We start from the raw sequence: 23843 nt of genomic DNA, 5'->3' as shown, positions 1-23843 counted from the left end.
CCCCACTCTACCGTGCCGCAGCCCTAGCGCGCCAGCGTCGAGGCGCCGAACAGGCTCTGGATGAATTCCACAGCCAGTTCCGCCGTCCGGTTGCGCACGTCCAGCGCCGGGTTGATCTCCACCACGTCGAGCGAGCCCAGCCGCCCGGTGTCCGCGATCATCTCCATGCACAGCTTGCATCTCGCGGTAGGTGGGTCCGCCGCGCACCCCGGTGCCCACGCCCGGCGCCTCCATCGGATCCAGGCAGTCGAGGTCGAAGCTCACGTGGATGTGCGTGTCCTCGTCCACGTCCTGCAGCACCTCCGTCATGGTGTTGCGCATGCCGTGCTCGTCGATGTGCCGCATGTCGAAGACCTGCAGGCCCAGCGCGCGGATCGCCTGCTTCTCCTGCGCGTCCACGCTGCGGATGCCGATGAACTCGATCTCGCCGGCCGCGATCGCCGCGCGCTCGCCGCTCCAGCCCACGAGGTCGGCCGGGCCGTGCCCGAGGAGGCAGGACACCGGCATGCCGTGGATGTTGCCGCTCGGACTGATGGTTTCCGTGTTCACGTCCGTGTGGGCGTCCAGCCAGATGACGCGCAGGTTCTTGCGCTCCTGCCGGCACTGCCGCGCCACGGCGCTGATGGAGCCGATGGCCAGGCAGTGGTCGCCTCCCATCAGCAGCGGAACGTGGCCCATCGCGAGCGACGTGGAGACGGCGTCGAACACCGCGCGGTTCCATTGAACGACTTCCTGCAGGTGGCGGATGCCGTTGACGGAAGGGTTCCAGGGATTGGGCGGACCCGCGAGGTTGCCGCGGTCGATCACCTCGAAGCCGTGCGCGCGCAGCGCCTCGTCCAAGCCGGCCACGCGCAAGGCATCCGGCCCCATGCCCGCGCCGCGCACGCTGGCGCCGACGTCCGTGGGGGCTCCGATGAGGCTGACGGTGGTCATGTCGTGCTTCTCCCGCTGCGCTGCTGGCCGCATTGTGTCGCAAGCACGGGACAGCCGGGCCGGCCGACTGGCTCTGCAACAGCGAGGTCGTCATCCGCAAGGCCTTCATCGCCGGCGCGGTGCTGGACAGGGACGGTCCCTGGACGAGAGCGCCGCTAAGGCCGTTCGAGCCTGAACACGGCGCGCCGCTCCCCGACCGGGGCGCCCTTGATGCTGGCGATCGTCTCGTTTCGCCAGGGGCGCAGCGCCTCGCGCTGCGCGGCATCCAGCCAACCGAGCTGGTCCAGCGCCTCCACCGTCGCGGCGTAGAGCGCGAGCTTGCTGCCGTCGCTGAGCTTCAGCGCCAGCGCCTCGCCCCGGCTGCGGCTGGCCACCACCTGCACGCCGTCGGCGCCCACCTTGGTCACCCAGTCGCCGCGGCCGGCCTGCATGAAGGCGAGGTCGTTGCGGCCGGTGCCCGAGACCAGGTCCGGATGGGAAGTCATCGCATCGGCCAGGGCCGCGAAGCTCTCGCCGAAGCGCGCATCGCGCGTGCCGCTGGCCAGGCGCGCAAAGCCCCGCGCCAGGTGCGCGAGCGGCATCGCGTAGTTCGGTGCCGAGCAACCGTCGATGCCCATGGCCAGTTGGTGCTCCTGCAGGCCGACCGCCTCGGCCACGCTGGCGCGGATGCCTGCTGCAGCGGATGCGCGGGATCCAGGTAAGTATCCAGGTCCAGCGCGTGCTGCACGCAGTAGGCGAGGAAGCCGCTGTGCTTGCCGCTGCAGTTGTGGTGGCGCTCGTCGTAGCTGCCCGGCGCGGGCGGCGGCCAGTCGCCCAGCTCCGCGAACATGGGGATGTGGCAGCCGCACTGCAGGCGCCGGTAACCGACGCCCGCCTTGCCCAGGATGCGTTCCACCTGCTGCACGTGCATGGGTTCGCCGTTGTGGCTGGCGCACAGGAGCGCAAGCTGGGACGTGTCCAGCCCGAAGTGCCGCACGCCGCCGCCCTGCACGAAGGGCAGCGCCTGCAGCGGCTTGAGCGTGGAGCGGGTGAAGGTGAGCCAGTGCGGATCCCCGGCCTGCGCGAGCACGCGGCCCCGCGTGTCCGTGACGGCCAGGGCGCCGAAGTGCACGCACTCGCGGGTGCCGCCGCGCGAAGTTTCGACCAGGGGTACGAGGGATGCCATGCAGGGATTCTGCACAATGCGCGCCATGACCGAACTGCGCTCCCCCTGCAGGCCCAGGTCGTCCAGTGGCTGGTCGCCCCCGGCGACGCGGTGCGCGCGGGCGACGTGGTGGTGATCCTCGAGGCCATGAAGATGGAGCACGAGGTGCGCAGCCCGGGCAATGGCCGGGTGCGCGAGCGGTTCGTGGAGGAAGGGGAGGGTGTGCAGGAGCGGGAGGTGCTGCTGACGATCGAGGTGGCGCACGGCGCCCCACCCCGGCCCTCCCCGGGAGGGGAGGGAGGAAGCCCGTCCTGGTTCCCCACGCCCCGACCTCCAGCGCGTCCTCGACCGCCACGCGCTCACCCTCGACGCCGCCCGCGCGCAAGCTGTCGACAAGCGCCACGCGCTGGGCTTGCGCACCGCGCGCGAGAACATCGCCGACCTGTGCGATGCGGGCAGCTTCAGCGAGTACGGCGCGCTGGCCGTCGCGGCGCAGCGCAGCCGGCGCAGCGAGGACGACCTGGTGCGCAACACGCCGGCCGACGGCATGGTCACCGGCATCGGCCGCATCAATGGCGACTGGTTCCCGCCCGAGCGCTCGCAGGCGGCCGTGCTCGCCTACGACGCCACGGTGCTGGCCGGCACGCAGGGTTTCCGCAACCACCAGAAGACCGACCGCCTGCTGGGCATCGCGCTGAAGCACCAACTGCCGGTGGTGCTGTTCGCCGAGGGCGGCGGCGGCCGGCCGGGCGACACCGACATGCCGATCGTGGCCGGGCTCCATGTCCCCACCTTCGCCAGCTTCGCGCGCCTGAACGGCCAGGTGCCGGTGCTGGGCATCGTCGCCGGCCGCTGCTTCGCGGGCAATGCCGCGCTGCTCGGTTGCTGCGACGTGGTGATCGCCACGCGCGACAGCAACATCGGCATGGGCGGCCCGGCGATGGTGGAAGGCGGCGGCCTGGGCGTGTTCCGGCCGGAAGAGATCGGGCCGTCCGCGGTGCAGCACGCCAATGGCGTGATCGACGTGCTGGTGGACGACGAGGCGGCCGCGGTGGCCGCGGCACGCCACTACCTCTCCTTCTTCCAGGGCAGCGTGGCAACCTTCGAGGCGCCCGACACTGCCGCCCTGCGCCAGGTGGTGCCCGAGAACCGCCTGCGCTCCTACGACAGCCGCGCTGCATTGCGCGGCATTGCCGACACCGGCTCGCTGCTGGAGCGCGCACCGGCTTCGGCGCCGGCATCCACACGGCGCTCGGCCGCATCGAAGGGCGCCCGGTCGGCCTGCTGGCCAACAACCCGCTGCATCTGGGCGGTGCGATCGATGCCGATGCGGCCGACAAGGCGGCGCGCTTCATGCAGCTGTGCAATGCGCACGGGCTGCCGATCGTGAGCCTGGTCGACACGCCCGGCTTCATGGTCGGCCCGGCAATCGAGGAGCAGGCGCAGGTGCGCCACGTCAGCCGCATGTTCATCGCGGCCGCGCACCTGCGCGTGCCGCTGTTCGCCGTGGTGCTGCGCAAGGGCTACGGCCTCGGTGCCATGGCGATGGCGGCCGGCGGCTTCCACGCGCCGGAGTCCACCGTGTCCTGGCCGAGCGGCGAGTTCGGCGGCATGGGGCTGGAAGGCGCGGTGCGGCTCGGCTATCGCAAGGAACTGGAGGCGGTGCCCGAGGGAGCGGAGCGCGAGGCGCTGTTCGAGCGGCTGGTCGCCAGGCAGTACGAGGCCGGCCAGGCGATGAACATGGCCGCGACGCTCGAGATCGACGCCGTGATCGACCCCACCGAGACGCGCGCGTGGCTGTCGCGCGGGCTGGCGGCCTCACGCATGAGCAACGAGCCGCACCGGCCGCTCATCGACACCTGGTAACGGCGAGCCCCCGTGACTGCCGAGTCTCGTTAGCATCCACGCTTCGCCAAACGAAGCGCAAGACGGATGTACATCGCCCTGGGCGTAGGCCTCGCCCTCATCGCCGCCCTCCTCTACGTGAACCTCAGCGCCGGGGAGCGCCGCGTCACGCACGAGATTCCCCACCTGTACCCGGTGGACCATCCGCAGTTCTTCCGCGCCATGGGCATGCTGCTGGGCCCCGACATCGTCAGCGGCAACAAGGTGCACGCGCTGAACAACGGCGACGAGATCTTCCCGGCAATGCTGGAGGGGATCCGGGGCGCGCGCAAGACGGTGCTGTTCGAGACCTTCATCTACTGGTCGGGCGAGATCGGCGACGAGTTCGCCAGGGCCTTGTCCGAGCGGGCGCGCGCCGGCGTGAAGGTGCACGTGCTGCTGGACTGGCTGGGCAGCATCAAGGTGGACAACCAGATGGTGGACACCATGCGCGACGCGGGCGTGGAGGTGCACCGCTTCCATCCGCTGCGCTGGTACAACCTGGGCCGCATCAACAACCGCACGCACCGCAAGCTGCTGATCGTGGACGGCCGCATCGGCTTCACCGGCGGCGTCGGCATCGCGCCGCCCTGGACCGGCCACGCGCAGGACGAGGAGCACTGGCGCGACACGCACTACGGGTCGAAGGGCCGGTGGTGGCGCAGATGCAGAGCGTGATGCTGTCCAACTGGAGCAAGACCACCGGCCGCATCCTGCACGGCGAGGACTACTTTCCCACCCTGGAAGATGCCGGGCCGCAGAAGGCGCAGATGTTCCACAGCTCGCCCAGCGGGGGCAGCGAGAGCATGCAGCTGATGTACCTGATCGCCATCACGGCGGCGGTGAAGACCATCGACATCTCCAGCGCCTACTTCGTGCCCGACGAGATGGCGCGCGTCGCGCTGGTGGCGGCGCTGCAGCGCGGCGTGCGCGTGCGGGTGATCACGCCCGGCAAGAAGATCGACCAGCAGACCGTGCGCCACGCCTCGCGCGCGCTTTGGGGCGAACTGCTGGAAGCGGGCATGGAGATGCACGTGTACCAGCCGACCATGTACCACTGCAAGGTGGTGATCGTGGACGGCCTGCTGGCGTCCGTCGGCTCGACCAACTTCGACCCGCGTTCCTTCCACCTGAACGACGAGGCCAACCTCAACGTGTACGACCGCGAATTCGCGCGGCACCTGACCAACGTGTTCGAGCAGGACCTGCAGCGCTGCAAGAAGGTGACGCTGCAGGACTGGCAGCGGCGCCCCGCGCTGGAGAAGGCGCGCGAGCGGGTGGCGGCGCTGCTGTCGCCGGTGTTGTGACGCTCAGGCCGTCTTCGCCGCGAGCTCCCTCGCGGCCTGCAGCCGGCGCAGCGAAGGCTCGTTCAGCTCGCGCGTGAGCGGGCTCCAACGCGCGGCGACCTTGTCCAGTTCCGCCTGCAGGCGTGCGCTGGTCACGCGGTCGCCGATGGCGTAGGCCCAGATCGCGTATTCCGCCTTGGCCTCGAAGGTGCCGAAGCGCGACTCTGCTTCGGCGAACTCGGCACGTGCTTCGGCATCGCGGGAAGTCCCCGCCAGCGAGCGCGCCAGCAGCAGCGCGACCTGCTCGGGGCGGAAGTCGGGCTGCTCGCGGCGCAGCGGCTCCAGGTGGCGCAAGGCATCGGCATGGCGCTGGCATTCCACGCAGGCGCGGGCGGCGCCCAGGCGGATCTCGGGGTCGCGTGCGAACGGCCCGGCCATGCAGGCCTCGTAGGCCCGCGCCGCCGCCGGCGCATCGCCCACGTCCAGCAGCGCGGCGGCCAGCCGCATCTGGTTCTGCGCGGTCGGCGTTTCCTCGAAGGCGGCCTGCGCGGCGCGCACCTCGCGCTGCGGGTCGATCGCCTTGGCGGCGGCCGACACGGCCTTCAGCGCGTTGCGCTGCAGCCGCGAGTTGGGCAGGTAGACCGCCACGAAGTACACCAGGCTGCCGACGATGGGGAAAGCGAACAGGATCATCAGCCAGTACAGCGGCTGCCCGGTTCGCACCACGTGGACCGCGCAGAAGATGGCCAGCGCGAAATACAGTCCGAAGCCGACGATCGGCATGGCTTGCTCTCCCTATCGGATGGTTTCCGCCCACAGGGGCGAAGAGCGCGCGCGGGCCGCACGCGACTCGCGCAGGATGTTGCCGCCGATGAAGGCGAAGGGCAGCGCCGCCGACGCACCGACCGCGTAGGCGACCACGGCGAACAGGCACAGGGAAGCGCCGGCGCAGACCAGCAGTCCGTCGCGGCTGGCCCAGGCGGGCACCGACAGGAACACGGCCATCGCCAGCGCGGCCAGCGACAGCGGCACGCCGATGCGCAGGTCCGACAGCGCGCGCAATCCAACGAGCGGGATGTCGCCCTCGAACACGCGCGGCCACAATGCGGCGGCCGCGAAGGCCAGCACCGCCAGCCATGCCAGCAGCGCGTTGCCGTTCCAGGATTTCATCCAGTGCTTCATGGCAGGCCGTTCACCGGCTGCAACCGAGCCGCGCCTTGCGTGGCAGCAGCAGCACGAGCAGGACGACCAGCAGCGCCAATGCCAGCAGGGTCGCGAAGCCCGGCACACGCCCGAAGGCGCCGCCCTGCACGTAGGCCAGGGTGATGCGGAAGACCTGGTAGGCGGCGGCGGCCCCCACCCCCAGCCACCAGGCCCAGGCGTAGCGCTTCCACAAGCCGAAGGCCACCAGCGCCGCGATGAGAAGCGCGATCCACACCGCGGGTTGCGACAGGCTGTGGACCAGCGCGCGCAGGCTGCCCGTTCGCTGGAAGTGGTGGACGATGCCGCTCACGAGCACGAGCCCGTAGGCGGCGGCGGCGAGGGAGGCGAAACGGATCTGGGTCTGGGCCGACATGGGGTACTGCACCGCTCGGGCGGCAGGTGGGTGGGGTCAGGCGACGCGGAACAGCACCGCGTCCTTGTTCTGGGCGGCACGCTGGTAGAAGGCCTTGAGTCCCTGCACCGCGGCGACCACCTGGTCGGGCGTCGCTTCCATCAGCGCGCTTTCGCAGCGCGTGCGGATCTCGGCATCCGGCAGGCCCGCGAGCCTGGCCGCGGTGGCCTGCACCTGCGGCGAGAACGAGTAGCCCACCATCGTCGGGATCTTGTCAGTCTGCTCGGCGCCGCAGGCGGCTTCTCCCTGCAGCACCTGGCTCAGTTCGTACCAGACCTGCAGGGCTTCGGCATGCAGCTCGCGCGGCTGCTCGCCGCCGCCCTTGCCGAGAAAACCCGCGTAGGCGAGCTCGCCCGCGAGCAGGCGCTTCAACTGGTCGTCGGACAGCGCGTAGAAGCCGCCGGCAGTGCTCATGCTCTCTCCTCCTCCGAGGCTCGCCGGCCTCGTTCGAAGGAATATAGGGGGTGAGTGCGCGCTGTGTCAGCGCCGCCAGGCCGCATGGCGGCGCCTTGTTGGCAGAACGGCACAGCGCTGTCCGTCCGTCGGCAATGCACTGCCGTCCACCCGAGCGCGGCTACGACGCGCGCTTGCAGCTTCCGCGTTCTTCCAGCCAGTAGACGACGTTGCCGACGATGGTGATGCTGCCGGAGATCACCGCGCTGGCGGCGGCGGTGGCGCCGGCGGCGGCCAGCAGCGCAAGGCAGCCTTCGTTGTGGCAATGCTGGATGGAGGCTATCTGCACCGGTTCCAGCTCCATCCTGCGCACGGTGACGCGGCACTCCGGGTCCCAGCCGTGCACCGTGCGCGGCACCAGCACGCAGGATGCGAGCAGCGCGCAGGTCGCTGCGACGGCCAGCCGCTTCACTGCTTCAACAGCGCCACCGCCGCCGAGAAGGTGAGGAAGGCCGCCGCCGTGGTCAGCAGGATGATGCGGGCGATGCGTCCGGTGTCGGCGCCGAAGCGCTCCGCCAGCACCGACACGTTGCTGGCGCTGGGCAAGGCCGCCACCAGGACCATCACCGTGAGCGTGAAGGCATCCAGCGGCACGCCCGCCGCGCGCACCGCGAGGCCCACGCCCCACACCATCAGGGGATGCACCACCAGCTTGACCAGCGACACCGGCACGAAGTCGCGCAGCGGCAGCGGCCCGTGCTCGCCCTGCGCGGCCACGAACTGCGAGCGCGCCAGCACGGCCCCGATGGTGAACAGGGCTACCGGCGAGGCGGCATCGGCCAGCAGGCCGATGGTGTTCATCACCGGCGCCACCGGCCTCCAGGCGAAGGCGGACGACAGCCCCCGAGCAGGATGGCCCAGGGCATGGGATTCAGCGCGACGCCCTTGAGCGCCTTCTTCGCCGCCAGCGCGGCGCCGTGTTCGTCGGCGCCGTCCAGCCTGGACAGCGCGATGCACAGCGAGCTGGTGATCACCAGGTCGATCGAGATGGTGAGGATCGCCGGCCCGGCCGCCTGCGCGCCGAGCAGCGCCACCAGCAGCGGCACGCCCATGAAGCCCGTGTTGGGGAAGGCGGCCACCAGCGCGCCGAAGGAAGCGTCGTTCCAGCGGATGCGCTCGTTCATGCTGAATTTCACGGTGCCGGCCACCACCAGCAGTGCACACGCCAGCCACACCGCCATGGCGACCGGGTCGAGCATCTGCGCGATCGGCGTGCTGGCGCCGAAGCGGTACAGCATGCAGGGCAGCGCGAAGAACAGCACGAAGGTGTTGAGGCCGCCGATCGCCTCGAAGGGCAGCACGCGGCGCCGCGCGGCCAGGTAGCCGGCGAACACCAGGGCGAAGAAGGGAAAAGTGACCGCAAGGACGCTTAGCACGCGCGTATTGTCCTTGCAACTCATCACTGGGCTGTCGCTTGGGTACCCGCGCATCGCGGAATGACAACACCCGGCGCCGCTTATCATCTGCCGCTGTCTCCCCCGCAGTACCCGTTTGCCCAATCGATGTCCGCCGGACTGAACCTCGCCCAGCAAGAAGCCGTCAACTACATGCATGGGCCCTGCCTGGTGCTGGCCGGCGCCGGATCGGGCAAGACGCGCGTGATCACGCACAAGATCGCGCGCCTGATCCAGGGCGGGCTGGAGGCCAAACGCATCGCCGCCATCACCTTCACCAACAAGGCCGCCGCCGAAATGCGCGAGCGCGCCAAGTCGCTGGTGGGCCGCGACGCGAAGGACGTGGTGATCTGCACCTTCCACGCGCTGGGCGTGCGCATGATGCGGCAGGACGGCAGCGCGCTGGGCCTCAAGCCCCAGTTCTCCATCCTCGACACCGACGACGTCACCAGCATCCTCAAGGACGCCGGCGGCACCACCGATGCCGCGACCGCGCGCCAGTGGCAGTGGACCATCAGCGCGTGGAAGAGCGCGGGCCTGAACGCCGCGCAGGCCGAGGCACAGGCCAAGGACGACATCGAGAAGATGGTCGCCAGGATCATGGCGCGCTACGAGGAGCGCCTCACGGCCTACCAGAGCGTGGACTTCGACGACCTGATCGGCATGCCGCTCAAGCTGCTGCGCGACTTCCCCGAAGTGCGGGAGAAGTGGCAGAAGCTGCTGGGCCACGTGCTGGTGGACGAATACCAGGACACCAACGCCACCCAGTACGAGCTGCTCAAGCTGCTGGTGGGCGAGCGCGGCCGCATCACCGCCGTGGGCGACGACGACCAGTCGATCTACGGCTGGCGCGGCGCGACGCTGGACAACCTGCGCAAGCTGCCGCAGGACTACCCGAACCTGAAGGTCATCAAGCTGGAGCAGAACTACCGCTCCACCAGCGCGATCCTGCGCGCGGCCAACAACGTCATCCAGCCCAACCCGAAGCTGTTTCCCAAGACGCTGTTCTCCGAGCTGGGCGAAGGCGAGCCGGTGCGCGTGGTCGATTGCGACAACGAGGAGCACGAAGCCGAGCGCATGGTGGCGCGCATCCAGTCGATCCGCGCCAACGGCCTGGGCAAGGACTGGAAGGACTTCGCCGTGCTGTACCGCGCCAACCACCAGGCGCGCGTGTTCGAGCAGGCGCTGCGCAAGGCGCAGATCCCCTACAAGGTCTCGGGCGGCCAGAGCTTCTTCGACCGCGCCGAGATCCGCGACCTGTGCGCCTGGCTGCGCCTGTGGGTGAACAACGACGACGACCCGGCCTTCCTGCGTTCGGTGACCACGCCCAAGCGCGGCATCGGCCACCAGACGCTGGCTTCGCTGGGCGTGTTCGCCAGCCAGTACAAGCTCGCTGTTCGAGGCGCTGTTCTCGCCTTCGCTGGGCAGCGTGCTGAACGCGCGCGCCGTGGGCAGCCTGCACGAGTTCGGCCGCTACGTGAACGACCTCGAGTACCGCGCCCGCCACACCGTGGGCGCGGAGGACGCGCGCGCCTTCATGACCGAGTGGCTCAAGGACATCGGCTATGAGAAGCACCTGTACGACGGCGAGGACAACGAGAAGGTGGCCGCCGCCCGCTGGACCAACGTGCTGGAGTTCTGCGACTGGATGGCGCAGCGCTGCGGCGGCGAGATCGACGACGCGGCCGGCGTGGCGATCGCCAGCGAGCGCAAGAACCTGCTGGAGGTGGCGCAGACCATCGCGCTGCTGTCCACCATCAGCGAGCGCGAGAAGGACCAGAACGTGGTGACCCTGTCCACGCTGCACGCTTCCAAGGGCCTGGAGTGGCCGCACGTGCTGCTGGCCGGCTGCGTGGAAGGCATGCTGCCCTTCAAGCCCGAGGACGAGGCGGCGCGGCGGTGAGCGAATCCTTCGCGCTGCGGCTGCAGGAGGAACGGCGCCTGATGTACGTGGGCATCACGCGCGCGCAGCGCTCGCTGGCGGTGAGCTGGAGCAGGAAGCGCAAGAAGGGCCGCGAGATGATCGCCGCCCAGCCCAGCCGCTTCATCGCGGAGATGGCGCTGGACAAGACCACGGTGAAGGAAGACCCGCGCGAGAAACTCAAGGCGCTGCGCGCGGAATTCGCCAAGAAGAGCGCGGACGCCGCCGCTGCCGCCGCCGCATCGCCGGGGACCGCATGAGGCGCTGGCTCTGGTTGCTGGCGCTGTGCGCCGCCCCGGCGTGGGCCCAGGAAAGCTGCCCGCACGCCAGCGAGGTGGGCCAGTCGCACATGCTGGGCCTGTGGCGCGCGGAGCTGCAGGGCAGCGGCCATGCCGGCACGCTGCTGCTGGAAAAGCATCCGCACTATGCCGAGAGCTTCCGCGGCACCATCAATCGCAACGGCGAGCGCCGCGCGGTCGCGGGCGACGTGGAGGACGGCGAGTTCACGCTGGAGGAGAGCGCCGACGGTAAGCGCATCAGCGCCACCTGGATCGGCGAAGTCGTCGAAGGCTCCTGCGGCCGCGAGGTGCGCGGCACCTGGACGATCGACGGCGAGCAGACCGGCCGCCCCTTCATCCTGCGCAAGCAGTAACGCGCACGCGCCGGCCGCGGCTAGGATGCCGCATGTCCAGATTCCTCTTCGCAACGGCTGCCGCCTTCCTGCTGCTGCCGGTCCACGCGCAAACCGGGGCCGACGGCTGGCAGGCATGCGCGGCAATGGGCGAGGCCGCGCAGCGCCTGGCCTGCTTCGATCGCTGGGCCGAGGGCCAGCGTGCGCCCGCCGCCGCCACGGCCCCCGTGCTGCCCCCGCCTGTTGCCGCCCCGGCCGCCGTCGCCGAATCCGCGCGCAGCGCGCGCCTGACCGCGCGCGAGGGTTGCCGCGACACCGCCTACACGCACCTCTCGCGGTTCTGGGAGCTGGAGCGCGGCAGCGATTGCGGCGTGTTCGGCCTGCGCAGCCTGCGGCCGATGATCGCGGCAGCCGCCTTCGGCGACACCGTCAACCGGCAGCCCACTTCCGACAATCCTGCCAACAACGCGATCACCGCCACCGACTACCGCACGCGCGAGATGCGGCTGCAGGTCTCGGTGCGCAGCAAGATCGCCAAGGGCATGCTGACCCCCGATGCCTCCAACTTCAGCGACTCCGTGTGGTTCGCCTACAGCCAGCAGTCGTACTGGCAGCTGTTCACGCCCGGCATCTCGCGCCCCTTCCGCAGCACCGACCACGAGCCCGAGCTGTTCTACATCTACCCGTTCACCGCGGACCTGGCGGGCTGGCGCCTGCGCTATGGAGGGCTGGGCATCGTGCACCACTCCAACGGCCAGTCCCTGCCCTACTCGCGCAGCTGGAACCGCGCCTACCTGATGGCCGGGGCCGAGCGCCACAAGGTGCAGCTGCAGGCCCCGATCTGGCAGCGCATCGACGAAGACCGCGCGAACGACGACAACCCCGGCATCAGCAACTACTTCGGCCGGGCGGAGCTGCAGGCGGGCTGGCAGAACGCCGAAAACCACGTCACGGTCACCGCCAGGCACAGCCTGCGCCGCGCCGCCCGCGGCTCGCTGCGGCTGGAGTGGTCGCGCACCCTGTGGGATGGCGGCGACCTCGCGCCCGGCGGCCTGCAGCTGTACACCGGCTTCTTCACCGGCTACGGCGACACCCTGCTCGACTTCAACCGGCGGCGGTCCGTGTTCACCATAGGGGTCAGCCTGTCCGAGTGGTAGGGATCACGCTTAAGCCCCGGCGGCGATGAGCGGTAGGGAAACGGGCGCCGAACGGTCGGGCAGGTGCCCGGACGGGTTTGACGGCTAGGCACACAACTGCAACCCTTCGGCAGTCCGCGTATCGAAAGGTTACGTATGAAGCTGTTCACCCGCGCCACCCGCCTGTCCCTCGCCCTGCTCGCCGGCCTGCTGCTGTCCTCCTGCGGGGGCGGCGATCCCTATGCCGGCCTCTGGAAGGGCACCGTCGACGGCAACCGCGAGGCCAATGCGATCGTCCTGGGGGATGGCACCTACTACATGATGTATTCGAAGCCCGGTGTGTCCACCCTGGGCGGCGTTTACGTCGGCACCGGCGATTTCCACGGCGCCAAGTTCACCGCGGACAACGGCCGCGACTACAACTGGGAAGGCAAGTACGGCCCCTTCCCGCTGTCGTCCGCCAACGCCCCCTGTCCGGCAAGCTGAGCGCGCGCCAGTCCGTGGTTGGTTCGGTGAACGCACCGGCCAGCCTGCCCTTCGCCGTGAGCTACGTGCGCGACCTCGATGACGAGGCGAGGCTCTCGGAGCTGGCCGGGTCGTTCACCGGGACGGTCTCGTTCCGGGCCGGCGACCGCCCTGCCGTGTTCAACGTCACCGCGACCGGCGAAGTCAGCAGCTCGGTGAACGGCTGCCCCATCAACGGCAAGGCCACGCCCCGATCCGACGCGAACGCCTTCGACCTGACCATCGTCATCAGCGGGCCGGCGCCTTGCCTGCTGACGAACCTGCCCTTCAAGGGGGTCGTCCTGTTCCACCCGGCCGAGCGCCGGCTGGAGGCGGCAGTGGTGTTCGACCCCTTCAGGGATTTCCGCGGCCAGGCGATCGTGTTCAACGGCGTCCGGCCGTAACGCCAGTGCTCCGGCTTTCACGAAGCCAGCAGCCGGAGCAGCAACCACGCAGGCAAACCCAGGTAGAGGGCGGCCAGCGCGAGCCGCTCCAACCCGCGCTTCTCAGATCGGCAACTCGTAATGAATCGTCAGCGGCGCATGGTCGCTGAAACGGGTCGTCTTGTAGATCGCCGCTTCCCGCGCCTTCTCCGCGATGCCCGGCGTGGCGATCTGGTAGTCCAGCCGCCAACCCACGTTCTTCGCATAGGCCTGGCCGCGGTTGCTCCACCACGTGTAGCAGTCGTCGGTGGTCTCGGGGTGCAGATGACGATAAACGTCGACCAGACCCGTTTCGGATAACAGTTTTGTCATCCAGGCGCGTTCCTCGGGCAGGAAACCGCTGTTCTTACGGTTGCCCTTCCAGTTCTTCAGGTCCTTCTCGTTGTGGGCGATGTTGATGTCGCCGCACAGGATGAAGTCGCGCGACTGCTTCAGGCGCACCAGGTGCGGGTCGAGCGCGTCCAGGAAGCGGAACTTGGCCTGCTGGCGGTCCTCGCCGGAGGAGCCGGAGGGGAAGTAGCAGCTGATGATGGACAGCCTGCGCTGCGGCGTGTCGAAGCGCAGCTCGACATAGCGGCCCTCGGCGTCGAACTCCTCGCAGCCGAAACCGACGATCACCTCGCTGGGCTCGTGCTTCGTGAAGGCGCCCACGCCCGAATAGCCCTTCTTCTGCGCGAAGTGGAAGTGGCCCCGCAGGCCCGCGAGCTGGTCGTGCCGGCCGTGCACGTCCTCGGCCTGGGCCTTCACTTCCTGCACGCAAATACAATCCGGGCTGTGTTGCGCGACCCAGGCCTCCACGCCCTTGCTGGCGGCCGAGCGGATGCCGTTCAGGTTGAGGCTGGTCAGTTTGAACAAGGAATTTCCCATGGTGGCGGTGACGGGCCAGGACCGGCTGGCGCAGGATTTCGTGGAGTTCGCGGTGCGCTCCGGGGTCTTGCGCTTCGGCGAATTCAAGACCAAGGCGGGGCGGTTGTCGCCCTACTTCTTCAACGCCGGACTGTTCGACGACGGCGAGAAGCTGGGGCGGCTGGCGCAATTCTATGCACAGCGCATCCTCGCGTCCGGCATCGAATTCGACATGCTGTTCGGCCCCGCCTACAAGGGCATCCCGCTGGCGGCGGCGGTGGCGATCGAGCTGGCGCGGCTGGGGCGCAACGTGCCCTATGCCTACAACCGCAAGGAGGCCAAGGACCACGGCGAGGGCGGCTCGCTGGTGGGCGCGCCGGTGCGCGGGAAGGTGCTGATCGTGGACGACGTGATGTCCGCCGGCACCGCCGCCCGCGAGTCGATCGCGCTGATCCAGGCGGCCGGTGCCACCCCCAGGCGGTGGCGATCGCGCTGGACCGGCAGGAGAAGGCCACCGAGGGCGGGCAGGATGTTTCCTGGAGCGCCGTGCAATATGTCCGTGAAAAACTGGGCCTGCAGGTGTGCGCCATCGCCAAGCTGGCAGACCTCTTGCAGTACCTCGACATGCATGCCGGCGATGCGCTCGGGCAGCACCACGCGAAGGTGCTGGCTTACCGGGACCGCTACGGAGCCGGCTGAAAGGAAGAACCATGTCCGCCCTGCTGCGTCACGTCGTCCTGGCCTGCGCCCTCGCCGGGGCCGTGGCCGGTGCATGGGCCCAGTCGCGGATCTACTCCTGCGTCGACGCCAAGGGCCGCCGGCTCACGTCCGACCGCGCGATCCCGGAGTGCAGCGACCGCGAGCAGAAGGAACTCAGCCCGCTCGGCACGGTCCGCCGCACCATTCCGCCGACGCTGACGCCGGCCGAACGCGCCGTGAAGGATGAACAGGACCGCAAGCTGGCCGAGGAGCAGCAGCGCCAGGCCGAGGAAAAGCGGACGCAGAAGCTGCTGGTGGCCCGCTACCCCAGCCAGACCGCGCACGACGCCGAACGCGCCAAGGCCCTGCAGCCGGTGGACGAGGCGATCGCCAGCAGCCGCAAGCGCATCGCCGAACTGCAGGACCAGCAGAAGAAGCTGCGCACGCAGGCGGATGCGACCAAGGCACCGCCCGAGGCCGTGGCGAAACTCAAGCGCCAGCTGGAAGACAACGAGCAGCAGGCCGCGGCGCAGGCCCGCACGGTCGCGACGCAGGAAGAAGAGAAGGCGCGGATCACCAGGCGCTACGACGAGCAGCTGGTGCGGCTGAAGAGGCTGTGGGGGCAGCAGGCGGCGGCCTCGGCGCCGGTCACCGTGCGGTGACGCGCTGAGTGCGGTGTCGGGGTGAGCCCGCAGGCGAACCCCGACGTTCGGCGCGTCACACCCCGAGCTTCCTGCGCAGCAGGTCCCCCACCTGCTGCGGATTCGCCTTGCCCTTGCTCGCCTTCATCGCCTGGCCGACCAGCGCGTTGAAGGCCTTGTCCTTGCCGGCACGCACCTGTTCCACGTTGGCGGCGTTCGCGGCGATCACCTCGTCGACGATCTTTTCCAGGGCGCCGCTGTCGTTGACCTGCTTGAGGCCCTTGGCCTCGATCACGGCATCGACCTCGCTGCCCTCGCCGGTCCACAAGGCGTCGAACACCTGGCGCGCGGCGTTGTTGGAGACCGTGCCGTCGGCGATCCGCTGGATCAGCCGGGCCAGCGTCGGCGCCTGCACGGGCGCGGCCTCGATCGCGATCTCCTGCGCATTCAGCCGGCGCGACACCTCGCCCATGATCCAGTTGCTGGCCAGCTTGGCCTGGCCGCTCGCCTTCGCCGCTTCCTCGAAGTACGCACCCATGGCCTTGCTCTGCGTGAGCGTGGTCGCGTCGTACTCCGGCAGGCCGAAGTCGTTGACGAAGCGGGCCGCCATCACGCGCGGCAGCTCCGGCATCTCGCGCCGGACGCGCTCCACCCACTCGGGCGCCACCACCAGAGGCGGCAGGTCGGGGTCCGGGAAATAGCGGTAGTCCGCAGCGTCTTCCTTGGTGCGCATCGCGCGCGTCTCGCCCGTGTCGGGGTCGAACAGCACGGTGGCCTGCTGGATGGCGATGCCGTCCTCCAGCTGCTCGATCTGCCAGCGCACCTCGAAGTCAATCGCCTCCTTCATGAACTTGAAGGAGTTCAGGTTCTTGATCTCGCGCCGCGTGCCGAAGGGCTGCCCAGGTTTGCGCACCGACACGTTGGCGTCGCAGCGGAAGCTGCCTTCCTGCATGTTGCCGTCGCAGATGCCGATCCAGGTGACGATCTTGTGCAGCTCCTTGGCGTAGGCCACCGCCTCGTCGGACGAGCGCATGTCCGGCTCGGTCACGATCTCCAGCAGCGGCGTGCCGGCGCGGTTCAGGTCGATGCCGGACTGGCCGACGAAGTCCTCGTGCAGCGACTTGCCGGCGTCCTCCTCCAGGTGGGCGCGCACCAAGCGCACGGATTTCTTCTCTTCGCCCAGGTAGAACTCGACGACGCCGCCCTGCACCACCGGGATCTCGTACTGCGAGATCTGGTAGCCCTTGGGCAGGTCGGGATAGAAGTAGTTCTTGCGCGCGAAGATGCTGCGCGGCGCCACGTGCGCGCCGATCGCCAGGCCGAAACGGATCGCGCGTTCGACCGCGCCCACGTTCATCACGGGCAGCGTGCCGGGCAGCGCCAGGTCCACCGGCGAGGCCTGCGTGTTGGGCTCGGCGCCGAACTTCGTCGGCGAGCGGCTGAAGATCTTGCTGTCGGTGGACAGCTGCGCGTGGGTCTCGAAGCCGATGACGACTTCCCAGCCGTGGACGAGCTTGCTCATTGGAAGCCCTCCGGCTTGCGCAGATGGAAATCGGTGGCCTGCTGGAAGCGGTGCGCCACGTTCAGCAGCTTGGCCTCGCCGAAGTAGTTGCCCAGCAGTTGCAGGCCCACCGGCATGCCGCCGGCGCCGAAGCCCACCGGGATGCTCATGCCGGGCAGCCCCGCCAGCGATCCCGGCAGGGTGAAGATGTCGGCCAGGTAGTCGGCCACCGGGTCGCCGCCGTGCTCGCCCAGCTTCCAGGCGACGCTGGGCGCCACCGGGCCGGCGATCACGTCGCACTGCTGGAAAGCCTGCTGGAAGTCGTCGGCGATCAGGCGGCGGATCTTCTGCGCCTGCAGGTAGTAGGCGTCGTAGTAGCCGTGCGAGAGCACGTAGGTGCCGATCATGATGCGCGCCTTGACCTCGTCGCCGAAGCCCTCCGCGCGCGTCTTCCTGTACATGTCCAGCAGGTCGCCGTGCTGCTTCGCGCGGTGCCCGAACTTCACGCCGTCGAAGCGCGAGAGGTTGGAGCTCGCCTCGGCCGGGGCGATGATGTAGTAGACGGGGATGGCGAGCTCGGTGCGCGGCAGCGAGATCTCCACGCGCTTCGCACCCAGCTTCTCGTACTGCTGCAGCGCCGACTCGATGGCCGATCGCACGTCCGCGGTCACCCCTTCGGCGAAGAACTCCCTGGGCACGCCGATGCGCAGGCCTTCCAGCGAGCCGCCCAGGGAGCGGCTGAAGTCCTCGGCCGGCACGTCCAGCGAGGTGGAATCGCGGTCCGGGTCGGGCCCGCAGATCGCCGACAGCAGCAGGGCGCAGTCTTCCGCCGTGCGCGCCATCGGCCCCGCCTGGTCCAGGCTGGAGGCGTACGCGATCATCCCGTAGCGCGAGGCGCGGCCGTAGGTCGGCTTGATGCCGGTGATGCCGCAGAAGGACGCGGGCTGGCGGATCGAGCCGCCGGTGTCGGTGCCGGTGGCCGCCGGCGCCATGCGGGCGGCCACCGCCACCGCGCTGCCGCCGGAGGAGCCGCCGGGAATGCGGCTCGTGTCCCAGGGGTTCTTCACAGGGCCATAGGCGGAGTTCTCGTTGGACGAGCCCATGGCGAATTCGTCGCAATTGAGCTTGCCCAGGTTCACCGTGCCCGCTTCGGCCAGCTTGCGCACCACCGTCGCATCGAAAGGCGAGCGGTAGCCTTCCAGCATCTTCGAGCCGGCGGTGCTGGGGAAGTCCCGGGTGACGAAGATGTCCTTGTGGGCGATCGGCACGCCGACGAGCGGCGCGGCGTCGCCGGCGGCCAGCCGCTGGTCCGCCGACCGCGCCTGGGCCAGCGTCGCCTCCTCGTTGGTCGCCAGGAAGGCGCCCAGTCCCGCATGCTGCCGGCCACGTGCAAGGAAGTGTTTCGCGGCTTCGACCGCCGACACCTTCTTCGCCTTCAGCTCGCCGGCCAGCTGGGCGACCGTGAAATCGTGCAGCGCCGTCATTCGATCACCTTGGGCACCAGGAACAGGCCGCGTTCGACCGCCGGGGCGCTGCGCTGGTTGGCCTCGCGCTGGTTCGGCTCGCTGGCCACGTCCTCGCGCAGGCGCAGCTGCACGTCCTGCACCGCCGCCACGGGGTGGTTCAGGGGCTCGACGCCCGCCGTGTCCACGGCCCGCATCTTCTCCACGATGGCGAAGAAGCCGTTGATCTGGGCCAGCATGCGCTCGCTTTCGGCGGGCTGGAGTTCGAGCCGCGCCAGGTTGGCGATGCGGGCGATGTCTTGGGAGTTGAGCGACATGGTGGAAAAAGTCATTGCGCCAGAGCCACACACAGCTTGCGCGAGGCTTGCGCAGCAGCGGTCCGGCACAGGGGATCGGGTATTATCCCGCCGTTCGGCGCGCGGTCTCCGCCGCCGGTGCAACGGCCGCGCAATGCGGCCGGTTTCACAGAAGAAACAGAGGATTCCCCCAATGTTCGGAGCTTTCCGACGCTATTTGTCCACGGACCTGGCCATCGACCTGGGCACGGCCAACACCCTCATCTTCGTCCGCGACAAGGGCATCGTCCTCGATGAGCCGTCGGTGGTGGCGATCCGCCACGAAGGCGGGCCCCAGGGCAAGAAGTCGATCCAGGCGGTCGGCCACGAGGCCAAGGCGATGCTGGGCAAGGTGCCGGGCAACATCGAGGCGATCCGCCCGATGAAGGACGGCGTGATCGCCGACTTCACCGTCACCGAGCAGATGCTCAAGCAGTTCATCAAGATGGTCCACCCCGGTCCGTCCTGAAGCCCAGCCCCCGCATCATCATCTGCGTGCCCTGCGGCTCCACCCAGGTGGAACGCCGGGCCATCCGCGAATCCGCGCTGGGCGCGGGCGCCAGCGAGGTCTACCTGATCGAGGAACCCATGGCCGCCGCCATCGGCGCCGGCCTGCCCGTGTCCGAAGCCTCCGGCTCCATGGTGGTGGACATCGGCGGCGGCACCACCGAGGTGGGCGTGATCTCCCTGGGCGGCATGGTCTACAAGGGCAGCGTGCGGGTGGGCGGCGACAAGTTCGACGAAGCCATCATCAGCTACATCCGCCGCAACTACGGCATGCTGATCGGCGAACCCACCGCCGAAGCGATCAAGAAGCAGATCGGGTCCGCCTTCCCGGGCAGCGAAGTCAAGGAAATGGAAGTCAAGGGCCGCAACCTCTCCGAGGGCGTGCCGCGCAGCTTCACCATCAGCTCCAACGAGATCCTGGAAGCCCTGACCGACCCGCTGAACAACATCGTGTCGGCGGTGAAGAACGCGCTGGAGCAGACCCCGCCGGAACTGGGCGCCGACATCGCCGAGCGCGGCATGATGCTGACCGGCGGCGGCGCCCTGCTGCGCGACCTGGACCGCCTGCTGGCCGAAGAGACCGGCCTGCCGGTGCTGGTGGCCGAGGACCCGCTGACCTGCGTGGTGCGCGGCTGCGGCATCGCGCTCGAGCGCATGGAACGGCTGGGCTCGATCTTCACGAGCGAGTGATCGTCTGACGCACCGGCTCAGCGGGGCCGGGGCACAATCCCGCCATGCCACTAGGCACCCTTGATCGCTCGCCGCCGCCGTTCTTCAAGCAGGGGCCATCCGCTCTCTCGAAGCTGATGGTCTGCAGCGCGCTGGCGCTGTTCCTGATGGTGGCCGACGCGCGCTTCCGCATCACCCAGCCGCTGCGCGCCTCGGTCGCCACCGTGCTGTTCCCGCTGCAGTGGGTGGCCATGCGGCCGGTGCTGGCGGTGCGCACCGTGCAGGACTACTTCACCTCGCTGAACTCCGCCCTCACCAACGAGGAAGCGGCGCGCCGCAAGCTCATCCTGCAGTCGCAGCGCGCCAACCAGGTGGAGCAGCTCACCACCGAGAACACGCAGCTGCGCAAGCTGCTGTCGCTGCGCGAGCGCCTGTCCACCCCGGCGGCGGCCGCCGAAGTGCTCTATGACGCCGCCGACCCCTACACGCGCAAGGTGATCATCGACAAGGGCATGGCACAGGGCATCGAACCCGGCTCGCCGGTGATCGACGAATCCGGCGTGCTCGGCCAGGTCACGCGCGTGCACCCGCTCATCAGCGAGGTCACCCTGGTGACCGACGTGGACCAGGCGATCCCGATCCTCAACACCCGCACCGGCGTGCGCGGCATCACCTATGGCGATGCCGGCCGCCACGGCACCGGCGGCCTGGAGCTGCGCTACATGGCCGCCAACGCGGACGTGCAGCCCGGCGACCTGCTGACCACCAGCGGCGTGGACGGCGTCTACCCGCCCGGCATCCCGGTGGCCAAGGTGGTGAAGGTGGAGCGCCGGCCCGATTCCGCCTTCGCGCGCATCGTGCTGCACCCGGCGGCGCTGGTGGACGGCGCGCGGCACGTGATGGTGCTCAAGCCGATGCTCAACCAGATTCCCGCGCGGCCGGCGCCCGAGGATCCGGTGCTGCCGCTGGCCAAGCGCCAGGCGATCCGCAAGTGAGGAGCGAGCCCGCATGATCATGCGTCCCGGGCAGCCGCTGCTGCTGCCGGCCAACCCCTGTTCATCTGGTTCTCGCTGATCGTCGCGATGACCCTGATGATGCTGCCGGTCGGCCGCCTGCCCTGGATGCCCGACCTGCTGGCGGTCGTGCTGGTGTTCTGGAGCGTGCACCAGCCGCTGCGCATCGGCGTGATCGCCGCCTTCATCTTCGGCCTGGCGGTGGACGTGCACATGGCCTCACTGCTGGGCCAGCATGCGCTGGCCTACACCACGCTGAGCTACTTCGCGATCACCATCCACCGCCGGCTGCTGTGGTTCAAGGTGCCGTCGCAGACGATCCAGGTGCTGCCGCTGTTCGTGGCGGCGCACGCCATCGAGCTGGCCATCCGCATGCTGGCCGGCGGCGCCTTCCCCGGCCCGGCCGTGCTGCTGGCGCCCGTGCTGGAAGCCGCACTTTGGCCGATCGTGAGCGTGATCCTGCTGGCTCCCCAACGCAGGGCGCCCGATCCGGACGAAAATAGGCCGCTGTAAACCGCCGCCCCCGGCGCCCCCGAAGGCCCATGACCGAACTCCGCAACGTCGAAGCCGAACTCTCGCGCTTCCGCGGCCGCGTGCTGGCGGCCAGCGTCGTCGTCCTCGTCTGCTTCCTGCTGCTGGCGTCGCGCCTGGTGTGGCTGCAGGTGGTCAAGCACGAGGAGCTGGACGACCAGGCCGAGGCCAACCGCACGGCCATCGTTCCGATCGTGCCCAACCGCGGCCTGATCCTGGACCGCAACGGCATCGTGCTGGCCACCAACTACTCCGCCTACACGCTGGAGATCACGCCCTCGCGCCTGACGCGCCCGCTGGAAAAGGTGATCGACGAGCTGGCGCAGGTGATCGAGATCCAGCCGCGCGACCGCCGCCGCTTCAAGAAATTCCAGGAGGAAAGCAAGAGCGTCGACTCGATCCCGATCCGCACCAAGCTGACCGACGAGGAAGTCGCCCGCTTCACGGTGCAGCGCTTCCGCTTCCCCGGCGTCGACATCAAGGCCCGCCTGTTCCGCAACTATCCCTGGGGCGAGCTCGCCAGCCACGCCATCGGCTACATCGGACGGATCAACACGACCGAGAAGAAGCAGATGGAGGACTGGCCGGAGGAGGAGCAGGGCAACTACCGCGGCACCGAGTACATCGGCAAGCTGGGGGTGGAGCAGAGCTTCGAAAAGCAGTTGCACGGCATCACCGGCGTGGAGCAGGTGGAGACCTCCGCCGGCGGCCGCGCGGTGCGCAAGCTGGCCAGCAGCCCGGCCACGCCGGGCAACACGGTGGTGCTGTCGATCGACATCAAGATGCAGCGCCTGATCGAGGACATGTACGGCGACCGCCGCGGCGCGCTGGTGGCCATCGACCCCAAGACCGGCGAAGTGCTGTCCTTCGTGAGCAAGCCCACCTTCGACCCCAACCTGTTCGTGGACGGCATCGACCAGGAGAACTGGTCGATGCTCAACGAGTCGATCGACAAGCCGCTGCTCAATCGCGCGCTGCGCGGCACCTACCCGATCGGCTCCACCTACAAGCCCTTCATGGCGCTGGCGGCGCTGGAGACCGGCAAGCGCTCGGCGACGCAGGTGATCCACGACGGCGGCTCCTGGGCCTTCGGCGGCCACGTGTTCCGCAGCCACGGCGACCACGGCCTGGGCGCGGTGGACATGCACACCAGCATCGTCAAGTCCTCCAACGTCTACTACTACTCGCTGGCCAACGAGATGGGCGTGGACCTGATCCACGATTTCATGAAGCCCCTGGGCTTCGGCCAGTACACCGGCATCGACATCTTCGGCGAGGTGCGCGGCGTGCTTCCCAGCCAGGAGTGGAAGCGCAACTACTACAAGAAGCCGGAGCAGAAGAAGTGGTACGCCGGCGAAACCATCTCGCTGGGCATCGGCCAGGGCTACAACAGCTTCACGCTGCTGCAGGTGGCGCAGGCGCTGGCCACCGTGGTGAACAACGGCGTCAAGCACAAGCCGCACCTGGTGATCGCCACGCAGGACTCCACCACCAAGCAGAACACGCCGGTGCCGCGGGACCCGCCCGTGAACCTGGGCTACAAGCCCCAGCACCTGGAAGTCATCCGCAAGGCGATGGTGGGCGTGACGCAGCAGGGCACGTCCACCCGCGTGTTCCAGGGCGCGGGCTACCTGTCCGGCGGCAAGACCGGCACTGCGCAGGCCGTGGGCGTGGCGCAGGGCGCGAAGTACAACGCCTCCAAGCTGGAGGAGCACCAGCGCGACCACTCGCTGTACGTCGCGTTCGCGCCGGCCGAGGACCCGAAGATCGCCATCGCGATGATCGTGGAGAACGCCGGCTTCGGCGCCGCGGCCGCCGCGCCAATCGCGCGCCGCGCCTTCGACTACTACCTGATGAACCAGTACCCCAGCGAGGAAGACCTCGCGCTGGTGCGCCAGGGCAAGGCGGCCAACCCCGTGGGCACGCCCCGGGTCGCCTCGGAAGTCGCGTGGCCGCCGCCCACCGGGCCGGGCGGTGCGCTGCTGTCGCCGGCCGGCGCGGCCTCGGCCGCCCTGGCCGCCGCATCGGCCGCGTCCTCGTCGCGCGCGACCGCGACCGCAGCAGCGGCTTCCGCAGCAGCGGCGCAGCGCAGCCTGGCGTCCGCATCGGCGCCGCGCGCGCTCGCCGCCGCCTCGGCCCCGCAGGCGCTCACGGCGGTGGCCGTTCCCCCGACGCCCAGCCCGCCGCCCGTGAACCAGGGCATCCACCCCGCCTTCCTTCCGACGGTGGCGCCGGCGACGCCCGCTCCGGCGGCCGCACCGGCCGCCACCGGGCCCCGCCCGGCCGGCGACTGA

At 69.5% G+C, this 23843-nt stretch carries 16 protein-coding genes and 10 pseudogenes; 14 read left to right on the top strand and 12 right to left on the bottom strand.

All coding sequences use genetic code 11. The annotated features are described in order from the left end of the window. Nucleotides 1-23 precede the first annotated feature (23 nt). Nucleotides 24-933, bottom strand: a pseudogene (rocF, locus tag HK415_RS21070) (arginase). Nucleotides 934-1088: 155 nt separating this feature from the next. Then, a pseudogene (locus tag HK415_RS21065) lies at nucleotides 1089-2098 on the bottom strand (asparaginase). Between HK415_RS21065 and HK415_RS27305 the strand changes: the two are divergent. The 3 pseudogenes from HK415_RS27305 to cls form a co-directional block, all read left to right on the top strand. After that, a pseudogene (locus HK415_RS27305) lies at nucleotides 2039-2269 on the top strand (acyl-CoA carboxylase biotin carboxyl carrier protein subunit); the annotation flags it as partial. The pseudogenes HK415_RS21065 and HK415_RS27305 overlap by 60 nt on opposite strands. Nucleotides 2270-2489: 220 nt before the next feature. Beyond that, nucleotides 2490-3943 (top strand): annotated as a pseudogene (locus HK415_RS21060) (acyl-CoA carboxylase subunit beta). A 66-nt stretch (nucleotides 3944-4009) separates the two neighbouring features. Next, a pseudogene (cls, locus tag HK415_RS21055) lies at nucleotides 4010-5268 on the top strand (cardiolipin synthase). Between the two features lie 3 nt (nucleotides 5269-5271). Here the strand turns inward: cls and HK415_RS21050 are convergent. From HK415_RS21050 to HK415_RS21025, 6 genes and pseudogenes are all read right to left on the bottom strand, one after another. Further along, nucleotides 5272-6030 carry a tetratricopeptide repeat protein gene (locus HK415_RS21050; RefSeq protein ID WP_171562658.1) on the bottom strand — a complete coding sequence of 253 codons (759 nt, stop codon included), beginning with the start codon at nucleotides 6028-6030 and terminating at the stop codon, nucleotides 5272-5274. A gap of 12 nt (nucleotides 6031-6042) precedes the next feature. Continuing rightward, nucleotides 6043-6417 carry a hypothetical protein gene (locus HK415_RS21045; RefSeq protein ID WP_171562656.1) on the bottom strand — a complete coding sequence of 125 codons (375 nt, stop codon included), beginning with the start codon at nucleotides 6415-6417 and terminating at the stop codon, nucleotides 6043-6045. A 22-nt stretch (nucleotides 6418-6439) separates the two neighbouring features. Next, nucleotides 6440-6823, bottom strand: coding sequence for a hypothetical protein (locus HK415_RS21040; protein ID WP_171562654.1), 384 nt, complete (start codon nucleotides 6821-6823; stop codon nucleotides 6440-6442). Nucleotides 6824-6859: 36 nt separating this feature from the next. Continuing rightward, nucleotides 6860-7276, bottom strand: coding sequence for a DUF1877 family protein (locus HK415_RS21035; protein WP_171562653.1), 417 nt, complete (start codon nucleotides 7274-7276; stop codon nucleotides 6860-6862). Between the two features lie 160 nt (nucleotides 7277-7436). Continuing rightward, complete coding sequence (locus HK415_RS21030; RefSeq protein ID WP_171562651.1) at nucleotides 7437-7727, bottom strand: hypothetical protein; 291 nt, start codon at nucleotides 7725-7727, stop codon at nucleotides 7437-7439. Next, nucleotides 7724-8691: pseudogene (locus HK415_RS21025) on the bottom strand (AEC family transporter). Before HK415_RS21025 ends, HK415_RS21030 begins: the two are co-directional and overlap by 4 nt. A gap of 126 nt (nucleotides 8692-8817) precedes the next feature. On the opposite strand from HK415_RS21025, the pseudogene HK415_RS21020 reads away from it, so the two are divergent. The 5 genes and pseudogenes from HK415_RS21020 to HK415_RS21000 all read left to right on the top strand — a co-directional run bounded on the left by HK415_RS21020 (nucleotide 8818) and on the right by HK415_RS21000 (nucleotide 13305). Beyond that, nucleotides 8818-10890, top strand: a pseudogene (locus HK415_RS21020) (ATP-dependent helicase). Further along, on the top strand, nucleotides 10887-11282 hold the full coding sequence (locus HK415_RS21015) for a hypothetical protein (protein WP_171562649.1): 396 nt from the start codon (nucleotides 10887-10889) through the stop codon (nucleotides 11280-11282). The pseudogene HK415_RS21020 and the gene HK415_RS21015 overlap by 4 nt, the downstream one beginning before the upstream one ends. Before the next feature lie 32 nt (nucleotides 11283-11314). Next, complete coding sequence (locus HK415_RS21010; protein ID WP_171562647.1) at nucleotides 11315-12418, top strand: phospholipase A; 1104 nt, start codon at nucleotides 11315-11317, stop codon at nucleotides 12416-12418. Between the two features lie 135 nt (nucleotides 12419-12553). After that, nucleotides 12554-12883 carry a hypothetical protein gene (locus tag HK415_RS21005; RefSeq protein ID WP_171562645.1) on the top strand — a complete coding sequence of 110 codons (330 nt, stop codon included), beginning with the start codon at nucleotides 12554-12556 and terminating at the stop codon, nucleotides 12881-12883. A 26-nt stretch (nucleotides 12884-12909) separates the two neighbouring features. Continuing rightward, nucleotides 12910-13305 (top strand): hypothetical protein, encoded by a 396-nt coding sequence (locus HK415_RS21000; RefSeq protein ID WP_171562643.1) that lies wholly within the window; start codon nucleotides 12910-12912, stop codon nucleotides 13303-13305. 102 nt (nucleotides 13306-13407) lie between these two features. Here HK415_RS21000 and HK415_RS20995 read toward each other — a convergent pair whose 3' ends face one another. Continuing rightward, nucleotides 13408-14199 carry an exodeoxyribonuclease III gene (locus HK415_RS20995; protein ID WP_253261975.1) on the bottom strand — a complete coding sequence of 264 codons (792 nt, stop codon included), beginning with the start codon at nucleotides 14197-14199 and terminating at the stop codon, nucleotides 13408-13410. A 10-nt stretch (nucleotides 14200-14209) separates the two neighbouring features. Between HK415_RS20995 and pyrE the strand changes: the two are divergent. Together pyrE and HK415_RS20985 are read left to right on the top strand one after the other, a co-directional pair. After that, nucleotides 14210-14889 (top strand): annotated as a pseudogene (pyrE, locus tag HK415_RS20990) (orotate phosphoribosyltransferase). 11 nt (nucleotides 14890-14900) lie between these two features. Then, nucleotides 14901-15551, top strand: a complete 651-nt coding sequence (locus tag HK415_RS20985) for a DUF4124 domain-containing protein (RefSeq protein ID WP_171562638.1) — start codon at nucleotides 14901-14903, stop codon at nucleotides 15549-15551. 55 nt (nucleotides 15552-15606) lie between these two features. Here the strand turns inward: HK415_RS20985 and gatB are convergent, their stop codons facing one another. The 3 genes from gatB to gatC are packed head-to-tail and all read right to left on the bottom strand — an operon-like array spanning nucleotide 15607 to nucleotide 18811. Beyond that, on the bottom strand, nucleotides 15607-17052 hold the full coding sequence (gene gatB / locus HK415_RS20980) for an Asp-tRNA(Asn)/Glu-tRNA(Gln) amidotransferase subunit GatB (RefSeq protein WP_171562635.1): 1446 nt from the start codon (nucleotides 17050-17052) through the stop codon (nucleotides 15607-15609). Beyond that, complete coding sequence (gene gatA / locus HK415_RS20975; RefSeq protein WP_171562633.1) at nucleotides 17049-18515, bottom strand: Asp-tRNA(Asn)/Glu-tRNA(Gln) amidotransferase subunit GatA; 1467 nt, start codon at nucleotides 18513-18515, stop codon at nucleotides 17049-17051. Before gatA ends, gatB begins: the two co-directional genes overlap by 4 nt. Then, the gene (gatC, locus tag HK415_RS20970) at nucleotides 18512-18811 is read right to left on the bottom strand and encodes an Asp-tRNA(Asn)/Glu-tRNA(Gln) amidotransferase subunit GatC (RefSeq protein ID WP_171563591.1); all 300 of its coding nucleotides are present in this window, start codon (nucleotides 18809-18811) and stop codon (nucleotides 18512-18514) included. The genes gatA and gatC overlap by 4 nt, the downstream gene beginning before the upstream one ends. Nucleotides 18812-18983: 172 nt before the next feature. On the opposite strand from gatC, the pseudogene HK415_RS20965 reads away from it, so the two are divergent. The 4 genes and pseudogenes from HK415_RS20965 to mrdA all read left to right on the top strand — a co-directional run bounded on the left by HK415_RS20965 (nucleotide 18984) and on the right by mrdA (nucleotide 23843). Then, a pseudogene (locus HK415_RS20965) lies at nucleotides 18984-20026 on the top strand (rod shape-determining protein). Nucleotides 20027-20070: 44 nt separating this feature from the next. Next, nucleotides 20071-21000 carry a rod shape-determining protein MreC gene (gene mreC, locus HK415_RS20960; protein ID WP_171562631.1) on the top strand — a complete coding sequence of 310 codons (930 nt, stop codon included), beginning with the start codon at nucleotides 20071-20073 and terminating at the stop codon, nucleotides 20998-21000. 13 nt (nucleotides 21001-21013) lie between these two features. Next, a pseudogene (mreD, locus tag HK415_RS20955) lies at nucleotides 21014-21531 on the top strand (rod shape-determining protein MreD). A 29-nt stretch (nucleotides 21532-21560) separates the two neighbouring features. Continuing rightward, the gene (gene mrdA, locus HK415_RS20950; RefSeq protein WP_171562629.1) at nucleotides 21561-23843 is read left to right on the top strand and encodes a penicillin-binding protein 2; all 2283 of its coding nucleotides are present in this window, start codon (nucleotides 21561-21563) and stop codon (nucleotides 23841-23843) included.

The organism is Ramlibacter montanisoli, from assembly GCF_013087525.1.
Lineage (GTDB): Bacteria > Pseudomonadota > Gammaproteobacteria > Burkholderiales > Burkholderiaceae_C > Ramlibacter > Ramlibacter montanisoli.
Note: the sequence above shows the minus strand (reverse complement) of the source record. Positions and strands in the feature narration are given on the sequence as shown.